This is a genomic window from Paenibacillus thailandensis, from assembly GCF_042685365.1.
Lineage (GTDB): Bacteria > Bacillota > Bacilli > Paenibacillales > Paenibacillaceae > Paenibacillus_AP > Paenibacillus_AP thailandensis.
In genome coordinates, this window is sequence record NZ_JBHUMY010000009.1 from 30821 (window position 1) to 54636 (window position 23816).

The 23816-nt window shown below is 58.6% G+C and carries 16 protein-coding genes; 5 read left to right on the forward strand and 11 right to left on the reverse strand.

Annotated features, from left to right (window positions below; all coding sequences use genetic code 11):
- Positions 1-99: 99 nt before the first annotated feature.
- The gene (locus ACFSW5_RS10030) at positions 100-312 is read right to left on the reverse strand and encodes a hypothetical protein (protein WP_379272182.1); all 213 of its coding nucleotides are present in this window, start codon (positions 310-312) and stop codon (positions 100-102) included.
- Positions 313-768: 456 nt separating this feature from the next.
- On the opposite strand from ACFSW5_RS10030, the gene ald reads away from it, so the two are divergent.
- The 4 genes from ald to ACFSW5_RS10050 all read left to right on the forward strand — a co-directional run bounded on the left by ald (position 769) and on the right by ACFSW5_RS10050 (position 4835).
- On the forward strand, positions 769-1899 hold the full coding sequence (gene ald, locus ACFSW5_RS10035; protein WP_379272184.1) for an alanine dehydrogenase: 1131 nt from the start codon (positions 769-771) through the stop codon (positions 1897-1899).
- 346 nt (positions 1900-2245) lie between these two features.
- Positions 2246-3250 carry a methionine ABC transporter ATP-binding protein gene (locus ACFSW5_RS10040; protein WP_379272187.1) on the forward strand — a complete coding sequence of 335 codons (1005 nt, stop codon included), beginning with the start codon at positions 2246-2248 and terminating at the stop codon, positions 3248-3250.
- Complete coding sequence (locus ACFSW5_RS10045) at positions 3251-3916, forward strand: methionine ABC transporter permease (RefSeq protein ID WP_379272189.1); 666 nt, start codon at positions 3251-3253, stop codon at positions 3914-3916.
- Between the two features lie 79 nt (positions 3917-3995).
- Positions 3996-4835, forward strand: a complete 840-nt coding sequence (locus ACFSW5_RS10050; protein ID WP_379272193.1) for a MetQ/NlpA family ABC transporter substrate-binding protein — start codon at positions 3996-3998, stop codon at positions 4833-4835.
- 125 nt (positions 4836-4960) lie between these two features.
- Here the strand turns inward: ACFSW5_RS10050 and ACFSW5_RS10055 are convergent, their stop codons facing one another.
- Positions 4961-7561, reverse strand: coding sequence for a rhamnogalacturonan lyase (locus ACFSW5_RS10055; RefSeq protein WP_379272195.1), 2601 nt, complete (start codon positions 7559-7561; stop codon positions 4961-4963).
- A gap of 409 nt (positions 7562-7970) precedes the next feature.
- On the opposite strand from ACFSW5_RS10055, the gene ACFSW5_RS10060 reads away from it, so the two are divergent.
- Entirely contained in the window at positions 7971-8114 is a 144-nt protein-coding gene (locus ACFSW5_RS10060; protein ID WP_379272197.1) for a hypothetical protein, read from the forward strand.
- Positions 8115-8572: 458 nt separating this feature from the next.
- On the opposite strand, the gene ACFSW5_RS10065 is transcribed toward ACFSW5_RS10060, so the two are convergent.
- The 9 genes from ACFSW5_RS10065 to ACFSW5_RS10105 form a co-directional block, all read right to left on the reverse strand.
- Positions 8573-10945 (reverse strand): glycoside hydrolase family 95 protein, encoded by a 2373-nt coding sequence (locus tag ACFSW5_RS10065; RefSeq protein WP_379272200.1) that lies wholly within the window; start codon positions 10943-10945, stop codon positions 8573-8575.
- A 343-nt stretch (positions 10946-11288) separates the two neighbouring features.
- Positions 11289-12644, reverse strand: a complete 1356-nt coding sequence (locus ACFSW5_RS10070; protein ID WP_379272202.1) for a dipeptidase — start codon at positions 12642-12644, stop codon at positions 11289-11291.
- A 129-nt stretch (positions 12645-12773) separates the two neighbouring features.
- Positions 12774-14627, reverse strand: coding sequence for a DUF2264 domain-containing protein (locus ACFSW5_RS10075; protein WP_379272300.1), 1854 nt, complete (start codon positions 14625-14627; stop codon positions 12774-12776).
- Positions 14628-14649: 22 nt separating this feature from the next.
- Complete coding sequence (locus ACFSW5_RS10080; protein ID WP_379272204.1) at positions 14650-15786, reverse strand: glycoside hydrolase family 88 protein; 1137 nt, start codon at positions 15784-15786, stop codon at positions 14650-14652.
- A gap of 1 nt (position 15787) precedes the next feature.
- The gene (locus tag ACFSW5_RS10085) at positions 15788-17914 is read right to left on the reverse strand and encodes a heparinase II/III domain-containing protein (protein WP_379272206.1); all 2127 of its coding nucleotides are present in this window, start codon (positions 17912-17914) and stop codon (positions 15788-15790) included.
- Positions 17915-17939: 25 nt separating this feature from the next.
- Complete coding sequence (locus ACFSW5_RS10090; protein WP_379272208.1) at positions 17940-19547, reverse strand: response regulator transcription factor; 1608 nt, start codon at positions 19545-19547, stop codon at positions 17940-17942.
- A complete protein-coding gene (locus ACFSW5_RS10095; RefSeq protein ID WP_379272210.1) occupies positions 19525-21360 on the reverse strand; it encodes a cache domain-containing sensor histidine kinase in 1836 nt (611 codons plus the stop codon). Before ACFSW5_RS10095 ends, ACFSW5_RS10090 begins: the two co-directional genes overlap by 23 nt.
- 74 nt (positions 21361-21434) lie before the next feature.
- Complete coding sequence (locus ACFSW5_RS10100) at positions 21435-22787, reverse strand: ABC transporter substrate-binding protein (RefSeq protein WP_379272213.1); 1353 nt, start codon at positions 22785-22787, stop codon at positions 21435-21437.
- A 179-nt stretch (positions 22788-22966) separates the two neighbouring features.
- Positions 22967-23788: a carbohydrate ABC transporter permease gene (locus tag ACFSW5_RS10105; RefSeq protein WP_379272302.1), complete on the reverse strand. Its 822-nt coding sequence runs from the start codon at positions 23786-23788 to the stop codon at positions 22967-22969.
- Positions 23789-23816: the final 28 nt, after the last annotated feature.

Sequence of the window (23816 nt, forward strand, 5' to 3'; positions counted from 1 at the left end):
GGTTATTGGTTTCTTGAAACTGTATGACCAAGTCAATTCTCCCTACAACGACACATAAAAAAGAGCCGCAGCGAAAGGCCGCAGCTCAAAAAAAGGGCTTTACTTGGCTTTTGAATTCCCCTCATGATAGTCGTCCCATAGAGGGCGGATATATTTTTCTAATGTTTGTACGACGTCAGCTCTTCGGCTCTCTTCGACATTTACAGTGTCATTGGAAATATCGTTTCTAATTCTTATGAGCACAAATAAAGGAGGTAATGCAGCCTCGCGAAGAGCCTTAATCATGCTTTCTTCTTGCGGAGTAATTTCCATAACGGTTCTTTCTCCTTTCCTGCTTGAAATAATCTCATTATAATCCCTGACATCAATGTAAGGGTCAAGAGATCCTCGGCTTGCATGATTTCTCCCCTTTATTAAATGAATATGTATGATAGATGCAATCTCCTTCAAATAATAAATAACAAAAAGCGGCGACAACACGGCTTGGATGCCTGCCTCTCCTTCACATTGGCCGCACTTTGCATCTGTAAAATACGCTTGAATCTCCGCTTGGATTGTATAGAAACGGCTCTTTTTTGCACTGCAAAACGGTTTGTCCCCGATCTTGAATAAAGAAGACGGAGGTGTCCGTTTCTTTGGAACAAAACGTCCTTTTTTTCGGAAAAAGGGTATACAAAACGTATGCTGTCACAAAACCTGACGCGAGCTACGATAGAGACAAGAGGTTTATGCCGATTTATTCGAACCGTTCGAAACGAGGTGGAAGGCATGATTATTGGAGTACCCGCCGAAGTGAAAAACAACGAAAACCGCGTCGCCCTTACGCCGGCCGGAGCCAAAACGCTGATTCTGCAAGGCCATACCGTCTATGTGGAGGCCGGAGCGGGAGGAGGCAGCGGCTTCTACGATACGGAGTATGCGGATGCCGGCGCGGTTATTGTTCCGAAAGCGGAGGAGGTATGGGCGCGCTCCGAGATGATTATGAAGGTCAAGGAGCCCGTCGCAGGCGAATACCGCTATTTCCGAAGCGATCTGACGCTTTTTGCGTATTTGCATCTGGCGGCGGAGCCGAAGCTCACGAAGGCGCTGATTGATTCGGGCATAACCGCCATCGCCTACGAAACTGTCGCGGAAGGCGGCGCGCTGCCGCTGCTGACGCCGATGAGCGAGGTTGCCGGACGGATGGCCGTGCAGGTCGGGGCGCAGCTGCTGGAGAAGCCGAACGGCGGCAAAGGCATATTGCTGTCCGGCATTCCGGGCGTGCCGCGTGCGCGGGTCACGATCATCGGCGGCGGCGTGGTCGGAACGAACGCCGCCAAAATCGCCGTCGGCATGGGCGCCGACGTGACGATTATCGATTCCAGCCTGCCCCGTCTGCGTCAGCTCGACGATCTGTTCGGCCGCCAGATCCATACGCTCGCTTCCTCTCCGGCAACGATCGCCGAAGCGGCGGCGGACACCGATTTGCTCATCGGAGCGGTCCTTATTCCGGGAGCCAAAGCGCCGAAGCTCGTGACGGAGGAGATGGTCCGCTCGATGCGGAAAGGCTCGGTCATCGTAGACGTCGCCGTCGACCAGGGCGGCATCGTGGAGACGATCGACCATACGACGACGCACGACGACCCGACGTACATGAAGCACGGCGTCGTCCATTACGCCGTCGCGAACATGCCCGGCGCCGTCCCCCGCACCTCGACGCTCGGGCTCACGAACGCGACGCTGCCTTACGCGCTGCAGCTCGCCAAGCTCGGCTCCCGCAAGGCGATCCTGGCAAGCCCCGCGCTTAAGAGCGGAGCCAACGCGATCGGCGGCCGTATTACGCACGAAGCCGTGGCGAAAGCGCTCGGGTATGACTATGTGCCGGCGGAGCAAGCGCTCGACGGGTTGAAAACCGTTTAAGCGTCGGCTGCAAAAACCGAAGCCTGAGGACGGTACCGCGAAGCGGTTCTGTTCCCGGGCTTTTTCTTTGGACAAAAACCGGCGTTTCCGATTGATCCGAATAATTGCGGACGCATTATCGGAAATTATATACAATACGAAGACTTGTCCGTAAACTTGTGATAAAATAAAGACTTTGGCAGTCCTATATTTCCGCTTAACGACAGCGGAAGATGAAATATGTTTAGCCTACCCTATAGACAAAACAAACGCTAAATTCTATAATACCAATTAACTTAGTTGGATTTGTTTGGCGGTCACGTTTTGAGTCGGGTAGGCTGGTGATGGTTCAGGAGGATGATAAAGGTTGATTGCATTGCAAAATATCACCAAAACCTATCGCAGCCGAGGCCAAACGGTGGACGCCGTGCGCGACATTACGCTCCATGTCGAGAAAGGCGAAATATTCGGCATTATCGGGCATTCCGGAGCGGGCAAAAGCACGCTGATCCGCTGCATCAATCTGCTTGAGAGGCCGACTTCCGGCAGCGTTACGGTCGGGGGCACCGAGCTGACCAAGCTCGGCGGGAAAGAGCTGCAGCGGCAAAGAAGAAAGATCGGGATGATCTTTCAGCATTTTAATCTGCTGTCCAGCGCCTCGGTCCGCGACAATATCGCATTCCCGCTTCGCTTGGCCGGGATGAAGAAAACCGCCATCAACGCCCGCGTCGACGAGCTGCTGTCGCTGGTCGGGCTGGAGGAGCACGGCAACAAATATCCGGCCCAGCTGTCGGGCGGGCAGAAGCAGCGCGTCGGCATCGCCCGGGCGCTGGCCGCCGATCCCGAGGTGCTGCTGTGCGACGAGGCGACGTCCGCGCTTGATCCGCAGACGACCAACGCCATCCTCAGCTTGCTGATGGATATTAACGAGAAGCTGGGGCTTACGATCGTGCTTATCACGCACGAGATGCAGGTCATCCGTTCGATCTGCGACCGGGTTGCGGTTATGGACGGCGGGCGCATCGTCGAGATGGACACGGTGCTGAACGTCTTTTTGCGGCCAAGCCATCCGGTTACGCGCCAATTCGTCAACGAGCTCGCCGATCCTTCCGGCGCCGTACCGGTCGCCCGCCGCGCGGGAGGCAAGCTGGTCCGGCTCCATTTTGTCGGGGAGCAAACGTACGAGCCCGTCCTTTTTGAAGCGCTGAAGGGCACCGGCGTTCAATGCGCCATTCTGGAAGGAACCGTCGCCCGGATGAAGCATACGCCTTACGGACAGCTTATCGTCGAGCTGAGCGGAAACGGTCCGGACATCGAATCCGTCATCGATTCGCTGCGCCGAAGCGGCTTGGATGCGGAGGTGATCGGCTAGATGGACTGGAATTTCGAAAACGTCGTATGGAGCGAAATTTGGCAGGCGACGCAGGACACGTTGTCCATGATGGTATTCTCGCTTATTTTTACCATTATCATCGGCCTTATTATCGGCGTGCTGCTGTTTCTTACGTCCAACCGCCAGCTGCTTTACATGCCGGCCGTTTATTCGGTCTTGTCGCTGATCGTCAACATCTTGCGGTCCGTGCCGTTCATCATTCTGATGATCGCCGTCATGCCGTTTACGAAAATCGTCGCGGGCACCACGATCGGCGTGGAAGGAACGATTCCGCCGCTCGTCATCGGCGCCGCTCCGTTCTTCGCCCGTCTGGTCGAGACGGCGCTGCGCGAAGTGGACCGCGGCATTATCGAAGCCGCTCAGGCGATGGGCGCGTCCAAGTGGGACATCGTGCGGCGCGTGCTGCTGCGGGAAGCCCGTCCGGGCCTCGTCGCGGCCATGACGGTTACCGCCGTCACGCTCGTCTCGTACACCGCCATGTCGGGCGTCATCGGAGGCGGCGGGCTTGGCGACCTCGCGATCCGTTACGGGTACAACCGTTTCCAGACCGACGTCATGATCGTCACGGTCATCCTGCTTATTATTTTGGTCCAGCTGCTGCAGCTGCTCGGCGATTGGATCGTCCGGCGAATCAGCCGGAAATAAATGCAAGTTTTGTTCTTGACGATGGAACAAGAAAGTCTTGCTGCATCAAACATTTAGCATTTTAGGAGGAATCACGCTCATGAAAAAATGGTTTTCGATCCTTACCCTTTCGCTGCTGGTCATTGCCCTTGCGGCATGCGGCAACAAAAACAACGCGGGCGCGGATGCGGGCAACGCCGGCGCAGGCGCTACCGCTGAAACCGTCACGCTGACGGTCGGCGCTTCGCCTACGCCGCACGCCGAAATTTTGAACCATATTAAAGACGCGCTTGCCGCCGAAGGCGTAAACCTGGTCGTAAAAGAGTTTACCGATTACGTGCAGCCGAACGTTCAATTGTACGAAAAGCAGCTTGACGCTAACTTTTTCCAGCATGAGCCTTATCTGAACGATTTCAACACGGAACGCAGCTACGATCTGGTGAAAGTGACGAACGTTCACGTCGAGCCGATGGGCGCTTATTCCAACAAAATCAAATCGGTTGACGAGCTGAAGGACGGAGCGACCGTCGCGATCCCGAACGACGTAACGAACGGCGGCCGCGCGCTTATTCTGCTCGCGAACAACGGACTGATCAAGCTGAAGGAAGGCGTCGGCGTCAGCGCCACCGTGCAAGACATCGTCGAAAATGCGAAAAACCTGAAATTCAAAGAGCTTGAAGCCGCTACGCTGCCGCGCGTGCTGGATGAAGTGGACCTTGCGGTCATCAACACCAACTATGCGCTGGAAGCGGACCTGAATCCGACGGAAGACGCTCTGTTCATCGAAAGCAAAGATTCCCCTTACGCGAACATTCTCGTCGCTCGTCCGGACAACAAAGATTCGGAAGCGATCCAGAAGCTGGCGAAGGCGCTCAACAGCGAGGAAGTCAAAACGTTTATCGAGGAACAATACAAAGGAGCCATCGTTCCGGCATTTTAATGGAGGGACGGGCTTAACGGAAGGGGCCGACCCGATCGCCGCTCATGCGGCGTGACGGGCCGGCCCCTTTTTTGCGGGCTTGCCTTGCAAAGCTTGCGTTATGGCTGATATAGCGCCGTAACGCTTTATTGCCACTGCTCCAGCAGCAGGCGTGCCATGGAGGACAAGTTTTTGTCCGCTTCCGGCGAGACGGAATCCTTGTCGGAGCGCTTCTCCAGCTGCGTCAGAAACTTCCCGATGAATTCGGCGGCCTTGTCCGCCGAGCCTTTCCCGATATGATGCCGCGCCTGCTCCAAAGCGTTGTCGAGCTGAGCCGCGACCGGCCCGCTTACGCTGCCGTCAGCCGTATATGCATCCAGCTTGCTTTGCAGCGCGCCCATGAGGCCCGGCAGCTCGGCCGCCGGAACCGGAACGTTCGCCCAATCCGTATCGGACGCGAAATAAAAGCTTGTATACGACGGCTGATTATAACCGGTATTTTGACGGGCGACCTCGGCCCGGTATTGCGGATCGTGCATGAGCGTATACAGCTTGCGGTCCGTCACTTCGGTGCTCAGGTAAATGCGGATTGCGCTGCTGTCCGCCGTCCGGACGAGCAGTTCCTCCCTCCAGTCGCCGAACACGTCGGCTACGAGCGAAGGATTGCCCTTCGTATAATTGTTGGTCCGGGTTCCTTCCGCGGTCAGCAGCGTCCCCCTCGTCCAATCCTCGATCGTCGGGGTAACGTCAATGGCGCCGTTCACAATCTGAGTCGTCATATCCGCCGCCCATTTAATACTCATATTCGTACCGGGGGCTGTCGTGCCGAGCTTTTCGCCTCCCGCCGTCCATAGGCCGACCGCCCATGTTTCGAGGCCGGGCTTCGTAGCGTCGACGTCGCCGATCATGCCGCGTCCCGTGTCTTTGCCGGTATAGCCGCCGTAGATGACTTCGCCGGTTTTCCCGTCGCGCAGCGAGTAGCCGTACGGCGCATACCGGCCGCCCTCATGCACCATAAAGATTTCGAGTCCCGGACGATTCGGGTCGATGTCCGTCACGTGCAGCGCGTCGCCGTGCCCGAGCCTTGCCGTTTCGCCCGGCGTCGCGGACTCCGGCGGCATCGTGTCCATCGAGCTGTACAGCAGGCTGCCGTCGTCGTCGATCGTTGCCGAGCCGTAGACGATTTCCTGCTTGCCGTCGCCGTCGACGTCCGCCGCGCTTAACGAATGCGCGCCTTGCGTCGTCAAGATGCCGAATTCCGGATCGGTGCCGTTGCGCCCATGCGGGCCGTCGTTGAACGGATTCGTCATCGGCGTCCAGCCGCTGTCGACGTACCAGTTCTCGCGCAGATGCTCTCCGTCCCATGCATAAGAAACAAGCGTCGAGCGCGTATAGTAACCTCGGGCGAATACGGCGTAAGGCTTGCTGCCATCCAAATAAGCGACACCGGCTAGGAAGCGGTCCACCCGGTTGCCCGGCTCGATGCGGGCCATCGCGTAGTCGCCCCACTTGAGGCCGTCGTCCTCGCGGCCCGGCTTGTAACGGATCGTTTCCAGCTCCTGGCCGGTCGCCCCTTCGAATACCGTCAAATATTCCGGTCCGTCCAATATAAAGCCTTCGAATTCGCGCAGCTTGTTATTGCCGCTCCGGCTTGGCGCATACACGTCCATAAAGTAGTCCGCCAAGCTTCTCGCGTCCTCCAGCGACAGCGGATATTCGTACTTCGGCTCGATGCCGAAGCATTCCTCCAGCGTTGCCGGCCAGATGCCGTCCTTCACTTCCTGGCGGTCATGCCAGCCCATAAACATGTCCACGACATGATCGTAGTAATCCGCGGCGCTTAACCGGTAATCGTCTTCGTTGCTGTAGCCCGCGGCAATGTCTTCCTTCGGCATCGTAATATAGCTTTCCGATTCGACTTTGCCGTCCATGCCGTACTTCAGCACCTTCGTTCCCGGCGCGGTCTTGAACATCAGCTCCGCCTTGCCGTCCCCGTCGAAGTCGTACACGAGAAACTGCGTGTAATGCGCGCCGGAGCGTATGTTGACGCCGAGGTCGATCCGGTACAGCAGCGTGCCGTCAAACGTGTAGCAATCGATGTAGGTGTTGCCGGTGTATCCTCGTTGCGAGACGTCCTTCGAGTTCGACGGATCCCATTTGACGAAAAACTCGTACCGCCCGTCGCCGTCTGCGTCGCCCACGCTCATGTCGTTGGCCGAATACGTATACGCTTCGCCTTTCGGCGTGACGCCGTCCGCCGGCTTGTTCAGCTTCAAATCGTAGTACGCATTCGCCCACGGCTTGACCGAAGCGCTATGGTCCGTCTCCGTTCCGCCCGTCACCGCGGCTACGTAGTAGCTGGAGCTTGAGAAGCCTTCCTTGTCCAAATAGTTCGTGCTGTCCGTCACGGTTGCGATTTTGGTCCCGTCGCGGTACACGTTAAAGGCCGGACCGGTCAACCCTTGACCGGAGCTGCCCGTAACCTCGTGGGACAGCAGCCGCCAGCTGAGAAACACGCCTTGGGACGTTGTCGCGGCGACCAGCCCCCGGTCCAAATATTCGAGCTGCACGCGCGCTCCGCTCTTTGCCGCTTGCTTGCTCCCCGTTCCGACAGCCGCCGCCTGCCCGCTTTGCTCCGCGCCGGCCGCCGCGGCCCCTGCGGCGCCTGACAACGTTACCGCGGCCGCCAGCGCTCCCGCCATCATCCTTTTCAAAGCTTTGCCTCCCGGCTTCCCGTTTTTCGTCATGTTATCGATTCCTCCTTGTGCGAATGAAATCCGATGCTGCTGCGATTGTTGCATGCCGTCCTTTGAATACGCTTACAAAAAAGCGTAAAAAACTTCTGCCGCCCCTCCCTTCGCCCCTTTTCGGAGCCAACTGGAATTTCACCCTTCTATTATAGAAAAGATCGTTACATTTGCTATTTGAAAATCAGTGGATTTTATTCAAAAAACCGACAATTTCCAGGCTGATCCCGACATCAAGACGCTTTAATAAAATGAAAAAATCATACGCTTCCCCCCTTTGCATCCAACGTCCGGGCCATGCCGGATACATGCCGCTTGCGCACCCCCGCCAGCTTAGTAAACCCCGCAAGGGAGCGGCGGCGCCAAGCGGAATGCCTGCCAGGCGGACCACAGAAAGGACGTGGAATTGATGAGGAAGCACAGAACAGGACTGATCAAGGCCGAGACCACGCCGCCTGCAATCGTGCTCAGCACGCTGACGAATCCGGACGTCGTCGAGCTGATGGCATTGGCATCCGCCAACTCCCCCTGCTTGACGATCAGCGGCAGGTAGGGCTGAGAGGTCTTTGCCAAGCAGCTCGACCGCGGACGACGAATTGCCGTCCTTGAGCAAAACTAAAACGGCCTCGGTCCGAAGGAAATTCAGGACCAAGGCCGCAGCCATGAAGGCGAAGACAGCCGGCATGTTACATCAAGTCTGTTCCGGTTGCGCTCCCTGTAAAAGTGCAGTTAAAAAATGCCGCTGAACCGTCCTGTCGATGGTTACATGCAAAAATACAGCTAAAACGGTTGCCTGACGCGATTTAGAACGGATCGGGAACGTTTTAACCGCATATTCGCAGTTAGCGGTTCTTTTCCGGCTTAAACCGGCCAATTTTAATGTAAAATTGCCGTTAGCGCGACGAACATCGCGATTGCTGTCTCAATAGAACGCGGCATCTAGCTACTTCCGCCGCAGCTGCAACAGAGAGCTAGGATCGCTCTGCCCCGGCCGAAGCGGCGTCGCAACCGCTATAACGTGACGATGTAACGCTCGCCCGCCGACGCGGCGAAACGATACAAGCCGTCCGCCGTAGTGTCCACGGCGACCGGCTGGCCCTCGCTGTCGGTAATGCGGGGCTTGCTCGCGATGCGGAGTACGCAAGGGCCGTCCAGCGAAGCGGCAATCTCCGCTTTCGACAAAGCGCCCTCCTGCCAGAAGAGGCTGACCTCGAAGCCGCCCCGCGCCCGAAGGCCGGTAATATGGCCGTCACGCCAAACGTCCGGCAGCGCCGGCAGCAGCTCCATGCAGCCTTGGTGCGACTGAAGCAGCGCTTCGTTAATGCCGGCCGTCGCCGCGAAATTGCCGTCGATCTGGAACGGCGGATGCGCGTCGAGCAAGTTCGCGTAAACGCCGCCGCCTTCTCCCCTCGCATCTTCCTTGACCAGGCGAAGCAGGTTGGAGAGCAGCCCGAAAACGCGATTGCCGTCCCGGAATCTGGCCCACAGCCCGACCTTCCAGCCGAGGCTCCAGCCCGTGCCCTCGTCGCCGCGCCGCTCAAGCGACCGCCGGGCCGCCGCGAACAGCTCCGGCGTCGTCTCCGCGGTCAGCTGCCTGCCCGGATAAACGCCGAACAAGTGCGAGACATGACGGTGGTGGACATCCTCGTCCTCGTAATCCTTCGCCCATTCCTGCAGCTGGCCGTATTTCCCGATTTGCGGCGGCAGCAGCCGCTCGAGCGCCGCCTGCAGCTCGGTCCGCAGATCCTCGTCAAGCTGCAGCGCCGAAGCCGCTTCGATGCAGTTCGTAAACAGCTCCCAGATCAGCGACAAATCCATCGTCGCCGCTTCCGTAACCGCCGCGAGACCGCCGTCCTCCGTCCGGAAGCGGTGCTCCGGCGAAGTGGAAGGCGACGTTATGAGCCGTCCGTCTTCGTTCTCCACAAGCCAGTCCAGGCAGAACAATGCCGCTTCCCGCATGATCGGATAGGCCCGCTCGCGCAAATACCGCTCGTCGCGCCCGAACGCGTAATGCTCCCATAGATGCTGGGACAGCCATACGCCGCCCATCGGCCAGAAGGCCCACGAGGCGTCGCCGTGGCCGAAGTCCCCGACCGGCGAGGACAATGCCCAAATGTCCGAGTTATGATGGGCCGTCCAGCCGCGCGTGCCGTAGTTGATTTCGGCCGTTGCCCGTCCCGTTATGGAAATATTCCCGATAAAATCGAGCAGCGGCTCGTGGCATTCGGCCAAATTCGCGGTTTCCGCCGGCCAATAGTTCATTTCCGCGTTAATGTTCAGCGTCCAGTTGCTGCTCCAGGGCGGTCTCGTTTCTTGATTCCATATGCCTTGCAGGTTGGCCGGCTGCGTCCCCGGCCGCGAGCTCGAGATGAGCAAATATCGGCCGTATTGGTACAGCAGCTCAACCAATCCAGGGTCGGACGCGCCATATTCGGATATCCGGGCGTCGGTGTCCATGTCCGCAGGGGCAGCCGATTCGCCAAGCCGGATGTTCACGCGGCCGTAAAGCGACCGGTAATCGGCGGCATGGGCTTCGCGCAGCTTGGCGTAACCGGCCGAGAGCGCCCCCGCTATGTATCCCGCAACTATTGGGCCGGGATCCTTCCCGTCGCGCCCCGGCACGCGGTCGAAGCCGTTGAAGCTGGTCGCCGCGCTGAAATAAAGGAACGCCTCCGTCGCGCCGACGACGCGGATGCCGTTATCGGTTAGGGTGATGCGTCCTCCTTCGGCGGTTACAGCGAGCCGACCTTCGAAGGACATCGCATCGGTATTGCCGAACTCGCCGTAAACGATCGGATTATCGGCTCCGTAATAGCTCGGGCGGACTTGCTCCGGCGCGATGCCCCGCATTACGAGCTGGCCGTCCTCGGCTGACGTTTCATACCGGAGCGGGCTGCTCAGCCTTGAATGAAAGCTTAGCGCCCCGGGCTTGCCCGCTTCTAGCCGCATAGCAATCACTTGATCCGGAAACGAAACGAACGTTTCCCGCGTATAAACCGTTTCCCCGACCGTATAGGTGACGGTCGAAACGGCTTCGTCCAGATGAAGCTCCCGGCGGTAATTCCAAGCCAAATCGCCGTGCTCGAAGTTTATTTCGAGATCGCCGAGCGGCATGTAGGATTGGGTGTACAATCCCATCATCTTTTTGGCCAGCAGGTCGGCTTCCTTGTTCCGGCCTTCCGCGACCAGCCGGCGTATCTCCGGAAGGTGCTTTTTCGCTTCGGGATTGTTCCAGTCTCTTGGGAAACCGGACCACAACGTATCCTCGTTCAGCTGTAAGCGCTCGCGCTCTACGCCGCCGAAAACCATCGCCCCAAGGCGCCCGTTGCCGACCGGAAGCGCTTCCGTCCAAACCTTTGCAGGCTTCGAATACTGCAGCTTCATCTTTATGAATAACCTCCCATGCGCTATTAAAATCGATAAGCGATTAACGTATGCGTCTATCGTACGACAGAGCGAAGCATACGGCAAGACAAAGATTTACCGGTAACTCTTAAGCATGGCTTTTGCCCCGTACAGGTAATCCGAGGCGTTATCCATCCCGCCGTATGACGGAATCCACCGGCCGCCTAGACAGCTAGCCGAATCGTTGATCTTCGCAGCTCATTCAGGGATCTTTCGTCCCGTACTTGGGCGTTGAACTCAAAAAAAGCCTCCGAAACTACCCTTAAGGTGAATTTCGGAGACTCCCTTCCGCTCGGTCAGCCACAAAATCAGCCCGACCCGGTTACAGCTTTTTCAAATAAGATACGATGGTCAGCAGACCTTTGTCGAAGTTTTCGAGATTGAAATGCTCGTTCGGCGCATGCAAATTTTCGTCCGGCAGGCCAAAGCCCATCATGACCGCAGGCGCCTGCAGCACGCGGGAGAACGTCTCGACGATCGGAATCGAGCCGCCGTCCTTCGTAAACAAAGCGCGCGTGCCGTACACCTCTTCGTAGGCGTCGGCCGCCAGCTGCAGCATCCGGTCCGAAGGGTCGATATTGAAGGCGCGGGCTTTCTCCCCGTCCTTAAGCGTAAGCTTCGCTCCCGGCTGAATATGCTTATGCAGATGGGCTTTTATTTTTTCGAGCACATCGGCCGGATCCTGGTCGCCGACGAGACGGCATGTAATTTTGGCATGCGCCTCCTTCGGAATGACCGTCTTTGTGCCTTCGCCCTGAAAACCGCCCCACACGCCGTTCAGCTCCAGCGTCGGACGCGCGCCCGTACGCTCGACGAACGAGAACCCTTCCTCGCCGTACAACGTCTCGAGACCCAAGCTGTTGCGCAGCTGCTCCTCGTTGAAGTTCAGCTTCGCGAACTCCTCCTTCATCAGCGGGGAAATGTCCGGAACGCCGTCGTAGAACCCTTCCACCGTCACGCGTCCCTGCTCGTCATGGAGCGAGGCAAGCAGCGAAACGATCGCGTGCAGCGCGTTCGGCACGCCGCCGCCGTAAGTGCCCGAATGAAGGTCCGTGTTAGCGGTAAATACCGAAACCTCAAGCGAGCAAAGCCCCCGCAGCCCCGTGCTGATGGCCGGCTTGCCCGGTTCCAGCAGCGAAGTATCCGATATAAGGACGGCGTCCGTCGCAAGCTTATCCTTGTTCGCCTCGAGGAAAGACGGCAGGCTAGGGCTCGAAATCTCCTCTTCCCCTTCGATGCACAGCTTGATGTTCACCGGCAGGCTGCCTTCCTGCTTTATAATCGCTTCAATCGCTTTAATATGTAGGAACAGCTGGCCTTTGTCGTCCGTCGCCCCCCGCGCGTAAAGCTTGCCGTCGCGGATGTCCGGCTCGAACGGCGGCGTCGTCCACAGGTTGAGCGGATCGACCGGCTGGACGTCGTAATGGCCGTACACCAGCACGGTCGGCTTGCCCGGCGCATGCAAGTAATCCGCCGTTACGATCGGATGCCCTTCCGTTTCGTGCAGCTCGACATGCTCGAGGCCGGCCGCTTTCAGCTTTTCGGCCAGCCACTCGGCGGCGCGGATCATATCGGGCTTATGCTCGGATAAAGCGGAAATGCTCGGAATGGCCAGCCATTCCTTCAATTCGGCGAGATGCCGCTCCCGGTTATTTTGAAAATACGTTTCGTAGTTCATGGATTCGCGAATCCTCCCTTGCTTTGGTATAGATATTGTACACCTTTTGCCGCGTTTGCGAAAATACGGCTCGCGATATGCGGCGCTGACGGCAAGCGTAAACACCCTTGCAATACGGCTCCGCCGTCTTTAACTGGAGGAGATTCCGTTTCGCGGAAGCTCGATCGCTTCTCCTTCTACCGTGATGATGCGGATCGCGTCCGGTCCTATGGACGTTCTCAGCTCGCCGAGCGGGGGTTCGCCCGCAGGCATGCGGCCTTCGGGGTCCCCGTAAACGGCCGATACCAGCCAATGAACTCCCGGCTCAAGCGATGCTCTCAGCGTCGGGATAACGGTGCGGGGATGGAGCAAATTCGTATTGGCGTTCGGATAAACGAGCTCGGCTCTCGCGTAGCCGAGCAGACCGACAATCGCCGACGTGCCGTTTGCGCCGCCCGACGCGGCCGCGCGCCGCTCTTCCGCTTCGGCGTTTGTCCCCGGCGCGAGCCCCAGCGCGAAGCCGCCTTCCGCGGCGTCCAGCGAACGGGCGGAAGCGACGCGGTGAATGCGGAGATGCCAAGGCAATCCGGCGACGAGCCACGTTTGCACTTCGACGTTCGGCCACGGCTTCCATATGGCGTACAGCACGTTGCCGCGAATCGCCGTTTCTTCGTTTTTCCTTCTGACGCGGAACAGGTTATCCCCTTCGCTGAGCGCCAGCATCGAATCGAACGCGCCTTGGGACAAGCCCCATTCGGCTCTCGACACGCTGAAGGCGAACGCGGTGGAATACACGAACTTCTCGTATTTGGCCGACGTATGCGTATGCTCGTTGGTGCTTCGGTGCCCGCTGTTAAAAGCCGCAGCATGCCCCGCTTGGTCCCGGCACAATACGAGATGGGCCGGACGCTGAACGGACAGCTCCGCAAGCTTCGGCATCGGCAGCTCCTCCGCCGTCCAGAACGGATGGTCGTCCGGCAGCGCCAGCGGCAGAAAAGCCTTGAACGCCCAATACGGCGAGCCGGGCGAGTTATAGTTTTCGGCCATGACCAGATTCGGATAAGCATATCCGATCGTCAACAGGCCGTTCGAATCCAGAATCGGCTGCTTCATCCACCAGCGCAAGTTGCGAAGGACGATTCCTTTGGCGACGCCCGGCGGGAACGGGTCGGCGCCGGCGTAGGAAAGCGCGCTCCAGAACGCCGACTGCGAGAACCGATAGGCGAGACTTCTGCCGTAAGGGAGGGCCGAGCCGTCGTCAGCGAACCAATGGATGAACCGCTTGGCGAACTCGGCCGCCCGCTCCTTATAGGTCGCGGCCCTTGCCGGGTCCTCCCGCTCCATCAGCTTGGCGTAGAGCAAGCCGTAATAATGCAGCGCAAACGGCACGTAATAGTCGCTGTGCCCGCCGACGCCGTCGGCATACCAGCCTTCCTCCAAATAATAATCGCCGATCCGCCTGAGGCTCGCCTCCGTCTGCTCCTCATCGTACGGCAGCCCGGCCTTTCGGAACCCTACGTTGACCAGCACGCGGAAAAAAAGCCAATTGCAGTCGTAAACCGGATGACGGTTGATCTGATCCAGCCAATCGAACAACCGGCGGCGTTCCTCTGCCGTGAGCGGCTCCCAGAGCCGTTCCGGCGCGGCCGCGAGCGCAAAGCCGATCGCCGCCATTTCCACCAGCCGCTGGTCGTAATCGCGGACCTCTCCCCAATACTCCTTATGCGCCGGATTCGTGCCGTTCGCTAGCCCTTTCGGATACAGAGCGGCCAGCTCCGAATCGCCGCCGCCGGCAAGCAGCGGCACAAGTCCCCACAACACGCGCGAGAACCCTTCCATCTCGGCTACGGAAGCTTCGTAGCTCGCTCCGGTCTCGCCAAGCCGAAGCCTCGCCCCGCCTTCGCTGTAGAACGGCTTTAAAGGCGCCGCGAGCCGCTCGAACAAAAGCCGCATATCCCGCTTGGTCGCAAGCGGATTGTCCGCAATCCCTTCGATCCCGATCATCTTCGCCATTTCGCCTCTCCTCCTACTCCCAGAACATCGTCCGTCCGCCGCGCAGCCGAGCAAGGCCCTCGACGAAATAATAATCACCGTAGATAAGCGGAACGTCGATGTTTTTGCCTTCCGGATAATGGCTTGTTCCGTGCTTGATAAGCCCCTCTTCGTTCAGGTCGTCCCATGCCCCATAGTTTCGATAGAGCGATTCCAGGATGCGCTCTCCGGCTTTGCGGTAAACGGCAGCCTCCAGCTCGCCCGCCATATCCGCCAGCAGCAGCAGGCCGCTCGCCGCGCATGCGCCCGCCGACGAATCCCGATATTTCGTTACTTCAGGCGGCGTCCGGAAATCCCAATGCGGCACCGCGTCCTCCGGCAGCTGCGACAGAAAAAAATGCGCGACCCGCTTGGCCGCGTCCAAATAGCGGCGATCCCCCGTATGACGATAGGAAAGCGTTAAGCCGTACAGCGCCCAGGCCGTCCCTCTCGACCAGGCCGATTCCGGGGCGTAGCCCTGCCCCCCAAGCGGCCTTATCTTCTCCCCTGTGAGCGCATCGAATTCCACGATATGGTACGCCGACCCGTCCGGCCGGATAAAATGCTCCAGCACCGTCTCCATATGCGCCTCCGCAACGTGGCGGTAACGCGGATCGCCGGTTGTCCGCGACGCCCAGTAAAGAAGCGGCATGTTCATGCAGCAGTCGATAATGGCGATTCCGGCGTTGTCCTCGCCTTCCCTCCAAGGATTCCAGGCGCGGATATACCGCCCTTTTAAATTGAAGCGCGCCGCCAAATAGTTGGCCGCCTGCAGCGCCCGGCGCTTCGATTCGGCCGACTGCGTCAGTTTGTACGAAGCGACGCTCGTCAGCGTCCACATGAAGCCGAGATCGTGATCGAGCCGGCTGTAATCGTGAAGCACGGGATCCAGCCGCTCTTCGCATTGCTCCGCCAAGCGGCGCAGCTCCATGTCCCCGCTTTCCTCGTAAACAAGCCACAGCAGCCCCGGCCAAAAGCCGGCCGTCCACCAATGGGGCGCTTCCAGCACATAGGTGCCTCCTACGCTGGCGTGCGGAAATCCGGCTCCGATCCTTCCGCTTATGCGCTTCGTTTTTTGTACGACATTCCCCCATGCCTCTTCCAGCCATTCCGGTTTCCGTGTCTCCGACATCTCAATCCGCTCCCCGTTCCGTTGATATCAATTCAAACTCAAGCTCCACGCGGCTTTTCCGCTCCGGCTTCGTCAGCTCGAAGTCGACCGTATACCAATCCGTTTCGCGGCCGTAATGGTTGCTGTACGTCCGCTTCGTTATATGCGGCTTCAGCCGTTCCGCATCGTAACGGATCAACGCTGCGTCCCCGCTTCCCTCGCCCCGCAGCAGCAAGCTTCCGGCGCGCCCTTTTTCGGTACCGAACCCGGTGGCGCTTCCTCCTCCCGCGGGGTCCGTGTTGTCTAGGGTAACCACGGTGCGGGCGTCGTCGATGCCGGGGTTGTCCGCGATACGGGCGTTGTCCATAGTGCCGGAGTTGTCCGCGATACGGGCGCTATCCTCGACGCAAGCGTTGTTCATAATGCGGGGGATGCCCGCGGTACGGGCGCTATCCTCGACGCGAGCGTTGTCCATGGTGCCGGGGCTGTCCGCGAAGCGGACGCCCGCCGTGCGGCCTGCGCCGCCTTCCGGCCCGCCCGGCCCTTCGAGCACGACCGGGGCGCATAGCGTCACGATCCGCTCGACGATGCTCCCCGGCTGCGCCGTAAACGCAAACTCGTCCGTCAGACGAAGCGACGGAAGCTCCCTTTTGCGCCATACCAGCTCGCGCACGAGCGAGGACAAATGCGGAAGCCGGTACGCGGACGCCATCTCCAGCTTGAGCCGCACCTCACCGTCGCGCGCCGAGGCTTCCAGCACTTCCCCTTTGCTGTCGGGGCCCGCAGCCTGATAAGCCCCGTCCACGATCGGCACCGAATGCCCTTGCGAGCCGTTGCAGTCGAAGCCGTAGCGGCCGTCCCCGAAGTAGGCCGCCGTATATTCGCCCGCTCCGAGCTCGGCAACCAGCTGGACTCCTTCGGCGCTTACAATAAAGCTGCCGATGTCGTTATGGTTGTGCGGCTCGTCGTTATGCCCGCCTTTGGCGGCGAATCCGAAGCTGCCGCACGATGACGTATGCCGCGACATGACCCACTTCGCGTCCGGCAGCACATAGTCGGCATCCCGCCAGGTGTCGGCCCGCTTGGCGGGATCGCACCAGACGATGTTGCGGAACGCCGGCGCCCAGCGGCTGCAATGGTCGTCCGTATAGGACGCGCGGATCGAGGAAGGCGGAAGATCGAATTCCTCGTACAATCCGGCCAAGTAATGGGACAACCCGAGCTGGGCGGGAACGCGAGCGGCCGAGTCGGAAAAATTGGCCACGGCCGCGCCGTGCAGATAGCATTTTTGCTGGAACAAGGCAATGGCGCGGACTTTCGGATGCGCGAAAAGGTCGATGCCGCCTTCCGTGCGCCGCTTCAGCAAATCCGCAAAATAAACGAAATACCCGAAGCCGTAATTCCAATAGCCGACCCCTTCCAAGCAAGCGCCGTCGTCCCCGTAGCCCTCCAGAAAGCATGCCATGCTGCCAAGCGCTTTCAGGACGATGGCGGTCAGCCGCTCCGACGGCTCGAGCAGCAGCAGAGCGGCGGCGCCGATTGATCCGGCGCATACGGCGGACCAGTTGTGCCGCGCCGTCTCCCAGCCGAACGGGCCGGCTTCCATATACGGCCGAAGCAGCCGCTCTTCAACCTCTTGCGCGATCCGGTCGCGGAGCAGCGCCGGAAGCCGATCGCCCAGCAGCCGCCGCATTTCGCAAAGCGTAAATCCCGTTTCCGCCGCGAACAGATCGATCGCGCCGCGCGCTTCCGCCGTGCGGATATGCGCCGGCAGGCACCAGGTGTACTCCCCGCAGACCGACCAGATCATGTCGTACAACCGTTTTAAGCGCTCCTCCTTCTCCGGCTCGAGCAAGGCAAGCAGCATATACGTATTCAAACGGCGCCTTCGCTCAAAGTATGCGTTTTCATATTCGAGCCTCGTTCCCCGCTTCTCGAACAGCGTAAACAAGCCGTACGTCAATTCGGGGACGGGCGTGCCGCCAAGCCGCTTTCCTTCGCGGCGGATTTCGCCGACAATGTCTGCGTAGTCTTCCGATTCGCGTACGGTCCGCCAGAACCGTTCCTGGCCGCCTTCCCGGTCATACATGCCGCGCCCGGCCGGAGCCAGCCGCTCGAGCTTCCGCTTCAACTCTTCTTCGCTTACCACGGTCGCGCCGCCTCTCTTTCCATCGTTATCCCCGGTATTCCACCGGCGTCGAGCCGGCGTGGGCTTTGAACGTCTTGATGAAATAGCTCTGATTGTCGTAGCCGAGCAGCTCGCATATTTCCCCTACGGTATGCGGGGTTTGGTCGAGCAGCTCCTTGGCCCGCTCCATTTTCATTCGGGTTACATATTCGATAAACGTGACCCCCAGCTCCTTCTTGAACAGGCGGCTGAAATAGCTGGCGTTCAAATGCAAATGCTCCGCCACTTCGTCAAGGCTGATCCGCCTTCCGATGTTAAGCGCGATATATTTGCACGCCTCCGCGACTTCCGTCCGTTTGCCGGCCGACGGGGCGCCCGCTCTCGCCGCGGCCATCGCGCATAGATGCTCGGTAAACCAGCCGCCCAGCTGAACCAGGGAATCGAGCTCGGCGATTTCTTTGTGCAGCGTATCCGCATTGTGTCCGGACGGGATATGCTGCAGCGTATGCAGCTTCAGCTTTAAATCGAGCAGCAGCTTCAATACCCAATCCTTCACCGTCTCCGACGGGTATTCCTGCTGACGGATGAAGGAAATCCAATGCTCCCCCGCCTTTCTCGCCTCCTCCTCCCGCCCCCCGAGCAGCGCCGCGCGCAGCTGCTGAACCGCCCGATCGTAATAATCGAACAGATCCCGTTTGACCGCAGGAACGGAACGGCGCAGCGTTTCGCAAGCCCCTTCGCCTAAATAGAAGCGCTGCTCTTCGCCGTTCAGCAGAGCCTTCAAGCTTTGCTTCAGCTCTTCCGGCGACGCCGACGCATTCCCGACAAGGAACGACATGCGGATTTTCAACACGCCGGCCAGCGTATCCTGAACCTGCCGCAGCGTCCTCCGGATTTCGTCCATCCGGTTCACTTTCAGGCTCGGCTTATAGGAGAACAGCAGCAAGGAACGCTTGGCGTCGTAGCCGACATGCTGCCCCCGCGGCGACGAAGCGGCGCCAAGCACCTCGTTCATCACGTTGCCGACCGCGAACTGCAGCGTTTGCTCGGACGCGAACCGGAGCTTCGCCGTCCGGTAATGATCGATGAAGCCGATCGCCGGCAAGCATTCCTCGCCGCTCAACATAAAGCCGTAGCTTTCGGCGTCTTTCCTCCATTGCTCGGGCGACAGCAGCGGCTGCTGGATGAAGCTTCGGATCGCTTTCTCCTTGCGCAGCTCCTTCGTCTCGTCCGCGAGCAGCCTAAGCCGCGACTGCTCCCGGCTCATCAGCCTTTCTTCGTCGAGGCTTTCCTTAAGCCTGCCGAGAAGTCTGGACAGGTCTCCCGGGTCGAGCGCGTCCTTCAGAAAATATTCCCGGACGTTCAGCCGCATCGCCTGCTGCGCCAGCTGGAACTCGCTATGGCAGGACAAAATGACGATCCGGACGCCCGCGTTCCGCTCCCGCACGCGCGCCGCAAGCTCAAGCCCGTCCATGCGGGGCATGCCGATATCGGTAATGAGGACATCCGGCATTTCCCTTTCGGCTTGCTCCCAAGCGCTTTCCCCGTTCTCGTGCGCTCCGATAAGCCGAAACCCAAGCTTCTCCCATTCGATCGCTTCCGAGAGCAATTCAATAACCGGATAGTCGTCGTCAGCCAGCATTACGCTGTACATCGTCATCCTCCTTCCGCGGTATGCGCATGGTCACTTTCGTCCCTTTGCCGGGCTCGCTTTGAACGTCCATGCGGAACCGGTCTCCGAATACCATCTTCATCCGCTCCGCGACGTTCGGCAAGCCGATGCCGGAGAAACGGCCGCGCTCCTCCTCCCGGTACAGCGCTTCGGCAGCATGGAAACGGATGCTCTTGTTCACCCGTGCGAGCTTCTCTCCGTCCATGCCGTTCCCGTCGTCCTCGACGGTCAGCTCGACGTCGCCGTCTGGCAGAACGACGGCCCGAACGGCGATCGTTCCTTTGCTTTGGCATAGCCCGTGAATAAGCGCGTTTTCGACGACGGGCTGAAGGAAAAAGCGCGGCACGCGGATGAGGAACGCTTCGGCTGCAATCTCGAGACGAAGCTGAGCCTCCTCTTTTTGCCGCAAATTCATCAGCTCCACGTAATTCGCCACAAGGCCGATCTCCTCGTGCAGGCTGATCTCGTCCTTTTCGCCCGTTATCGTCATCCGCAGCAGCTTCGAAAGCGAGCCGATCATTTGCGCGCTTTCCGGATCGCCTCCCCGCATCGCTTTCATCCGAATCGAGTTCAGCACGTTGAACAGAAAATGCGGGTTGATTTGCGCCTGAAGCATGCGAAGCTCGGCTTTGCGCTTTCGCGCCTGCGTTTCCCTCACCTCGGCCAGCATCCCGTTAATGCGGTCGAGCATCTGGTCGAACAGAAAACCGAGCCGGCCGATCTCGTCCCGGCCCCGAATGCCCGAGCGGACGGAAAGGCTGCCGCGCTGCACCGCCGCGGACACTTTGCCGAGCCTCACGAGCGGCTTCGTGAACGCCCGGAGAAGAGCGATCAACAGCAGCAGAAAGACGAAAAAGGAAGCCAGCTGGAACACAAACACGCGGCTGAAAATCGAGCTGATATTAACGGTCGCCTGCTTGTAGGGCTGCACCGAGACGAGACGCCAGCCGTTGAACGGAATCGGCTGCTCCGCCACGAGATAGCGCCCGTCTTTCGCTTTTACGATCGAGGTCGAAGCTGAAGCGCCCGTCCCGCGAATCGGATACTCGAGCGCCGTTCCGATTTGCGAGCTGTCCTTATGGGACAGGATGCGCCCGTCTTCGTCGATCAGCATCACTTCCTGCCCGGCCGTCAGACGGTCGAATATGCCGTTCACTTGGTTTTCCATAACCGTAACGACGATGTAGCCGTAAATGTCTGCGTTTTCAAGACGAAGCGTTCGAACGACCGAAATCTGGTACGGATTGTCGAGCTTCTCCATCGAGAAAACGGTCGGCTCCGTCTTCACCCAATACGATTGAAATCCTTTCAGCTTGCCAAGCTCGCCGAACCATTGCTCCTGCGTCAAACCGGCCGGATTATACTCGCCTCGGGAATAATTCGTAAACGTTTTGCCGTTCGTAAGCAGTACGGTGACATAACTTTTATCCCCGATCACCGTCAAGCTTTCCAGCTGCTCCAAAATATTGTTTTCCTGCATAAAAGCCTCGTAACGGTTCGACTCGGCCGCGGTCCCGGCGTTTACGATTTTGAAATAGGCGTTCATGTCCGAGTTTACTTGGATGTAATTGGCAATATTCAACATGCTCTTAAACAAACTCGCAACGGATCCGCTCGCAAGCTGCAGAGAATCCTGCGCGTTCGACATCGCCTGCCGTTTGACCGCCTCCTGCGTCAATGCGTTGTAGGCGAGCAGCGTAATCGCCGTCGGCAGCAAAACGCAGGCGATGGCGGCAACAAACAGCTTCGTTCGGATCGACTGCGTCAAGAAGCGTTCTTTCCATCGGCCCGGCATCTCGTCAAGTCCCCCCTTGCAAAGGAAAAAAAGGGGCGATTGTCACCGCCCCCGCTCAGGGTCATTATAGCACGTTATTTTTTGTTGGCATCTATGATTTTTTGGACGCGTTCCTGGCTGTTTTTCACCGTCGTATCGATATCCTGGTTACCGAGAATCAGCTTCTCGTATTCCTCGTTAACCGCTTTATAAACCTCGGCCTGATAGGAGGCCGGCGGCACCAGCTCGGACGCCTTCGAGGCGACCAGCGTGTTCACGAGCGATTCCTTGTCGACCAGCTCGGGGTTTTTCGTGCCGGCCAAAACCGTTTCGAGAATGTTGGCGATCTCCTCCGCTTTCACCTTATTCCAGGCGGGCACGTTTTTGCCTTGCACCAGCTGTCCTTCGGTCGTATACCAGCGGACGAAATCGTAAGCCTCCTGCTTATGCTTGGAGCTTGCCGCCACCGCCACATAGTCGGTCGTCACCGGCGTATAGCCGATCTCGTCGTCCGGGTCGTTTTTCGGGAACGGAGCCACCGCTACGTGAAAGGTTAGAGGCACTTTGTCGGTGCCGCCGATTTCGGTGTTCATCCAGCTGCCGATCGTAATCATGCTGGCCGACTCGTTGAAGAACTGCGTCCGGTAAGCCAGCTTCTGCGAAATCATGTCCGTGTAAGGAACGGAGGATTGGTCCTCCTTCTCCATCTTCACCCGCAGCTCAAGCGTCCGCTTGAAGTTCGGGTCGTCCATGTTCGAGGAGCCGTCCGCCTTCAAAAAGTCGGAGCCGTGCGGCTGGTTCAGCATCATCAGCTTGACGAACTCCATCCAGCCGCCGCCTTGCGGACCGTGGAAATACGTACCGTAACGTTTGGAAGCGCCTTCGCCTTTGGTCAGCTTTTTGGCGTATTCGGCGTATTCGTCCCAAGTCCAGTCCGTCGGAACCGGCAGGCCGGCTTCGTCGAGATGATCCTTGTTCAGCAGGACGTACCAAGGATTGAATTTGCCGGGAAGCGCATACACTTTGCCGTTTAAGCGCGTGTCGACCTTGTAGTCCTCTTCGACCTTGAAGCCGTCCTTGGCGATGTAATCGTCAAGCGGCTCCGCCATGCCGAGCGAGACGCGCTGCGCGTAACCGGCCGCGTCGCTGAACATGAGGATGTCCATCTGCTCCGAGGAGGCTGCCGCAAGGTCCAGCTTTTTGGACGCTTCGGCCGTGTCGCCCTTTTCGCTCAGATTGACCACTTCCACCGTGACGCCGGGTTTTGCCTTCTCGTATGCGGCGATCGTCGCTTTCCAGTTGTACGCCTCCTCCGTCCCGTACGTGTAGAGGCGCAGGTTTACGTTGCCGCTATCCGAACCCCCGTCCGAATTCGAGCTTCCGCAGCCGGCAAGCAGGCCGACCATCAGCGTTCCGGCCGCGAGGCCGCCGATCCATTTTCTTTTCATCTACTGACCCTCCTAATAAGTTCTTTGATTGTCATCGTAACTTGCATCGAAAGCAACGACCTGGCTTTTCGTGAGCAATCGCATCGATTGTAGTTCACATTATATCGGCGGGGGCGAAGCCGCTCATGAAACTTTATTTACTTCTTCCGAATTATTTTGACTTCTTTGACCGGTCTCCGTTATCCTTTAACGCCGCCTAAAGCGATGCCTTCGATGACGCTTTTTTGCCCGATGACGAACACGATAAGAAGCGGCACGATCGCCGAGACCGCCGCAGCCATGATCAGCGAGTAAAACTCTCCGCTTAAGGACGTAAACTTCTGCATGGCGAGCTGGATCGTAAACAGCTTGTCGGAACGAAGGAAAATAAGCGGGTTCTGGTAATCGTTCCAGGTCCAAATAAAGCGCAGGATCGCGTAAGTGGCGACCGCCGGCTTCACGAGAGGCAGCCCGATCGACCAGAAGATGCGGCCGTGGCCCGCCCCGTCGATTTTGGCCGATTCGATAAAGTCTTGATGCACGCCCATGAAGAACTGCCTCAGCATGAAGGTTCCGAGCACGCTGAAGCTTCCGAGCAAGACAAGCCCGAGATGGCTGTCGAACAAGCCGATGTTGCGGTACAAAATAAACTGCGGAATGAGCGTCGCTTGGCCCGGCACCATATAAGTGGCGAGCACGATCATGAACAGCCATTTGCCGGCTTTGAAATTCACTTTGGAGAAGCCGTACGCGGCCAAACTCGACACGAGGCAGGAAATGCATGTCGTCACGACGCTCACTTTGATGGAGTTCCAGTAATACAGATAAAACGGGTAAGCGCCGAACCACACCTCTTTATAATTTTCCGCCGCGTTCCATTCCCGGGGAATCCATTGAATCGGATAGACGAATACGTCTTTCTCGATTTTGAAAGAGGTAACGAGCATCCAAAAAAACGGCAGCAAAAACAATAAACTGATAACGAACATAATTAAGGTTAACGCCGCTTTCCGCCAGTCCATGCGGGTCAAGCCAGGCGCGGGTTTTGCC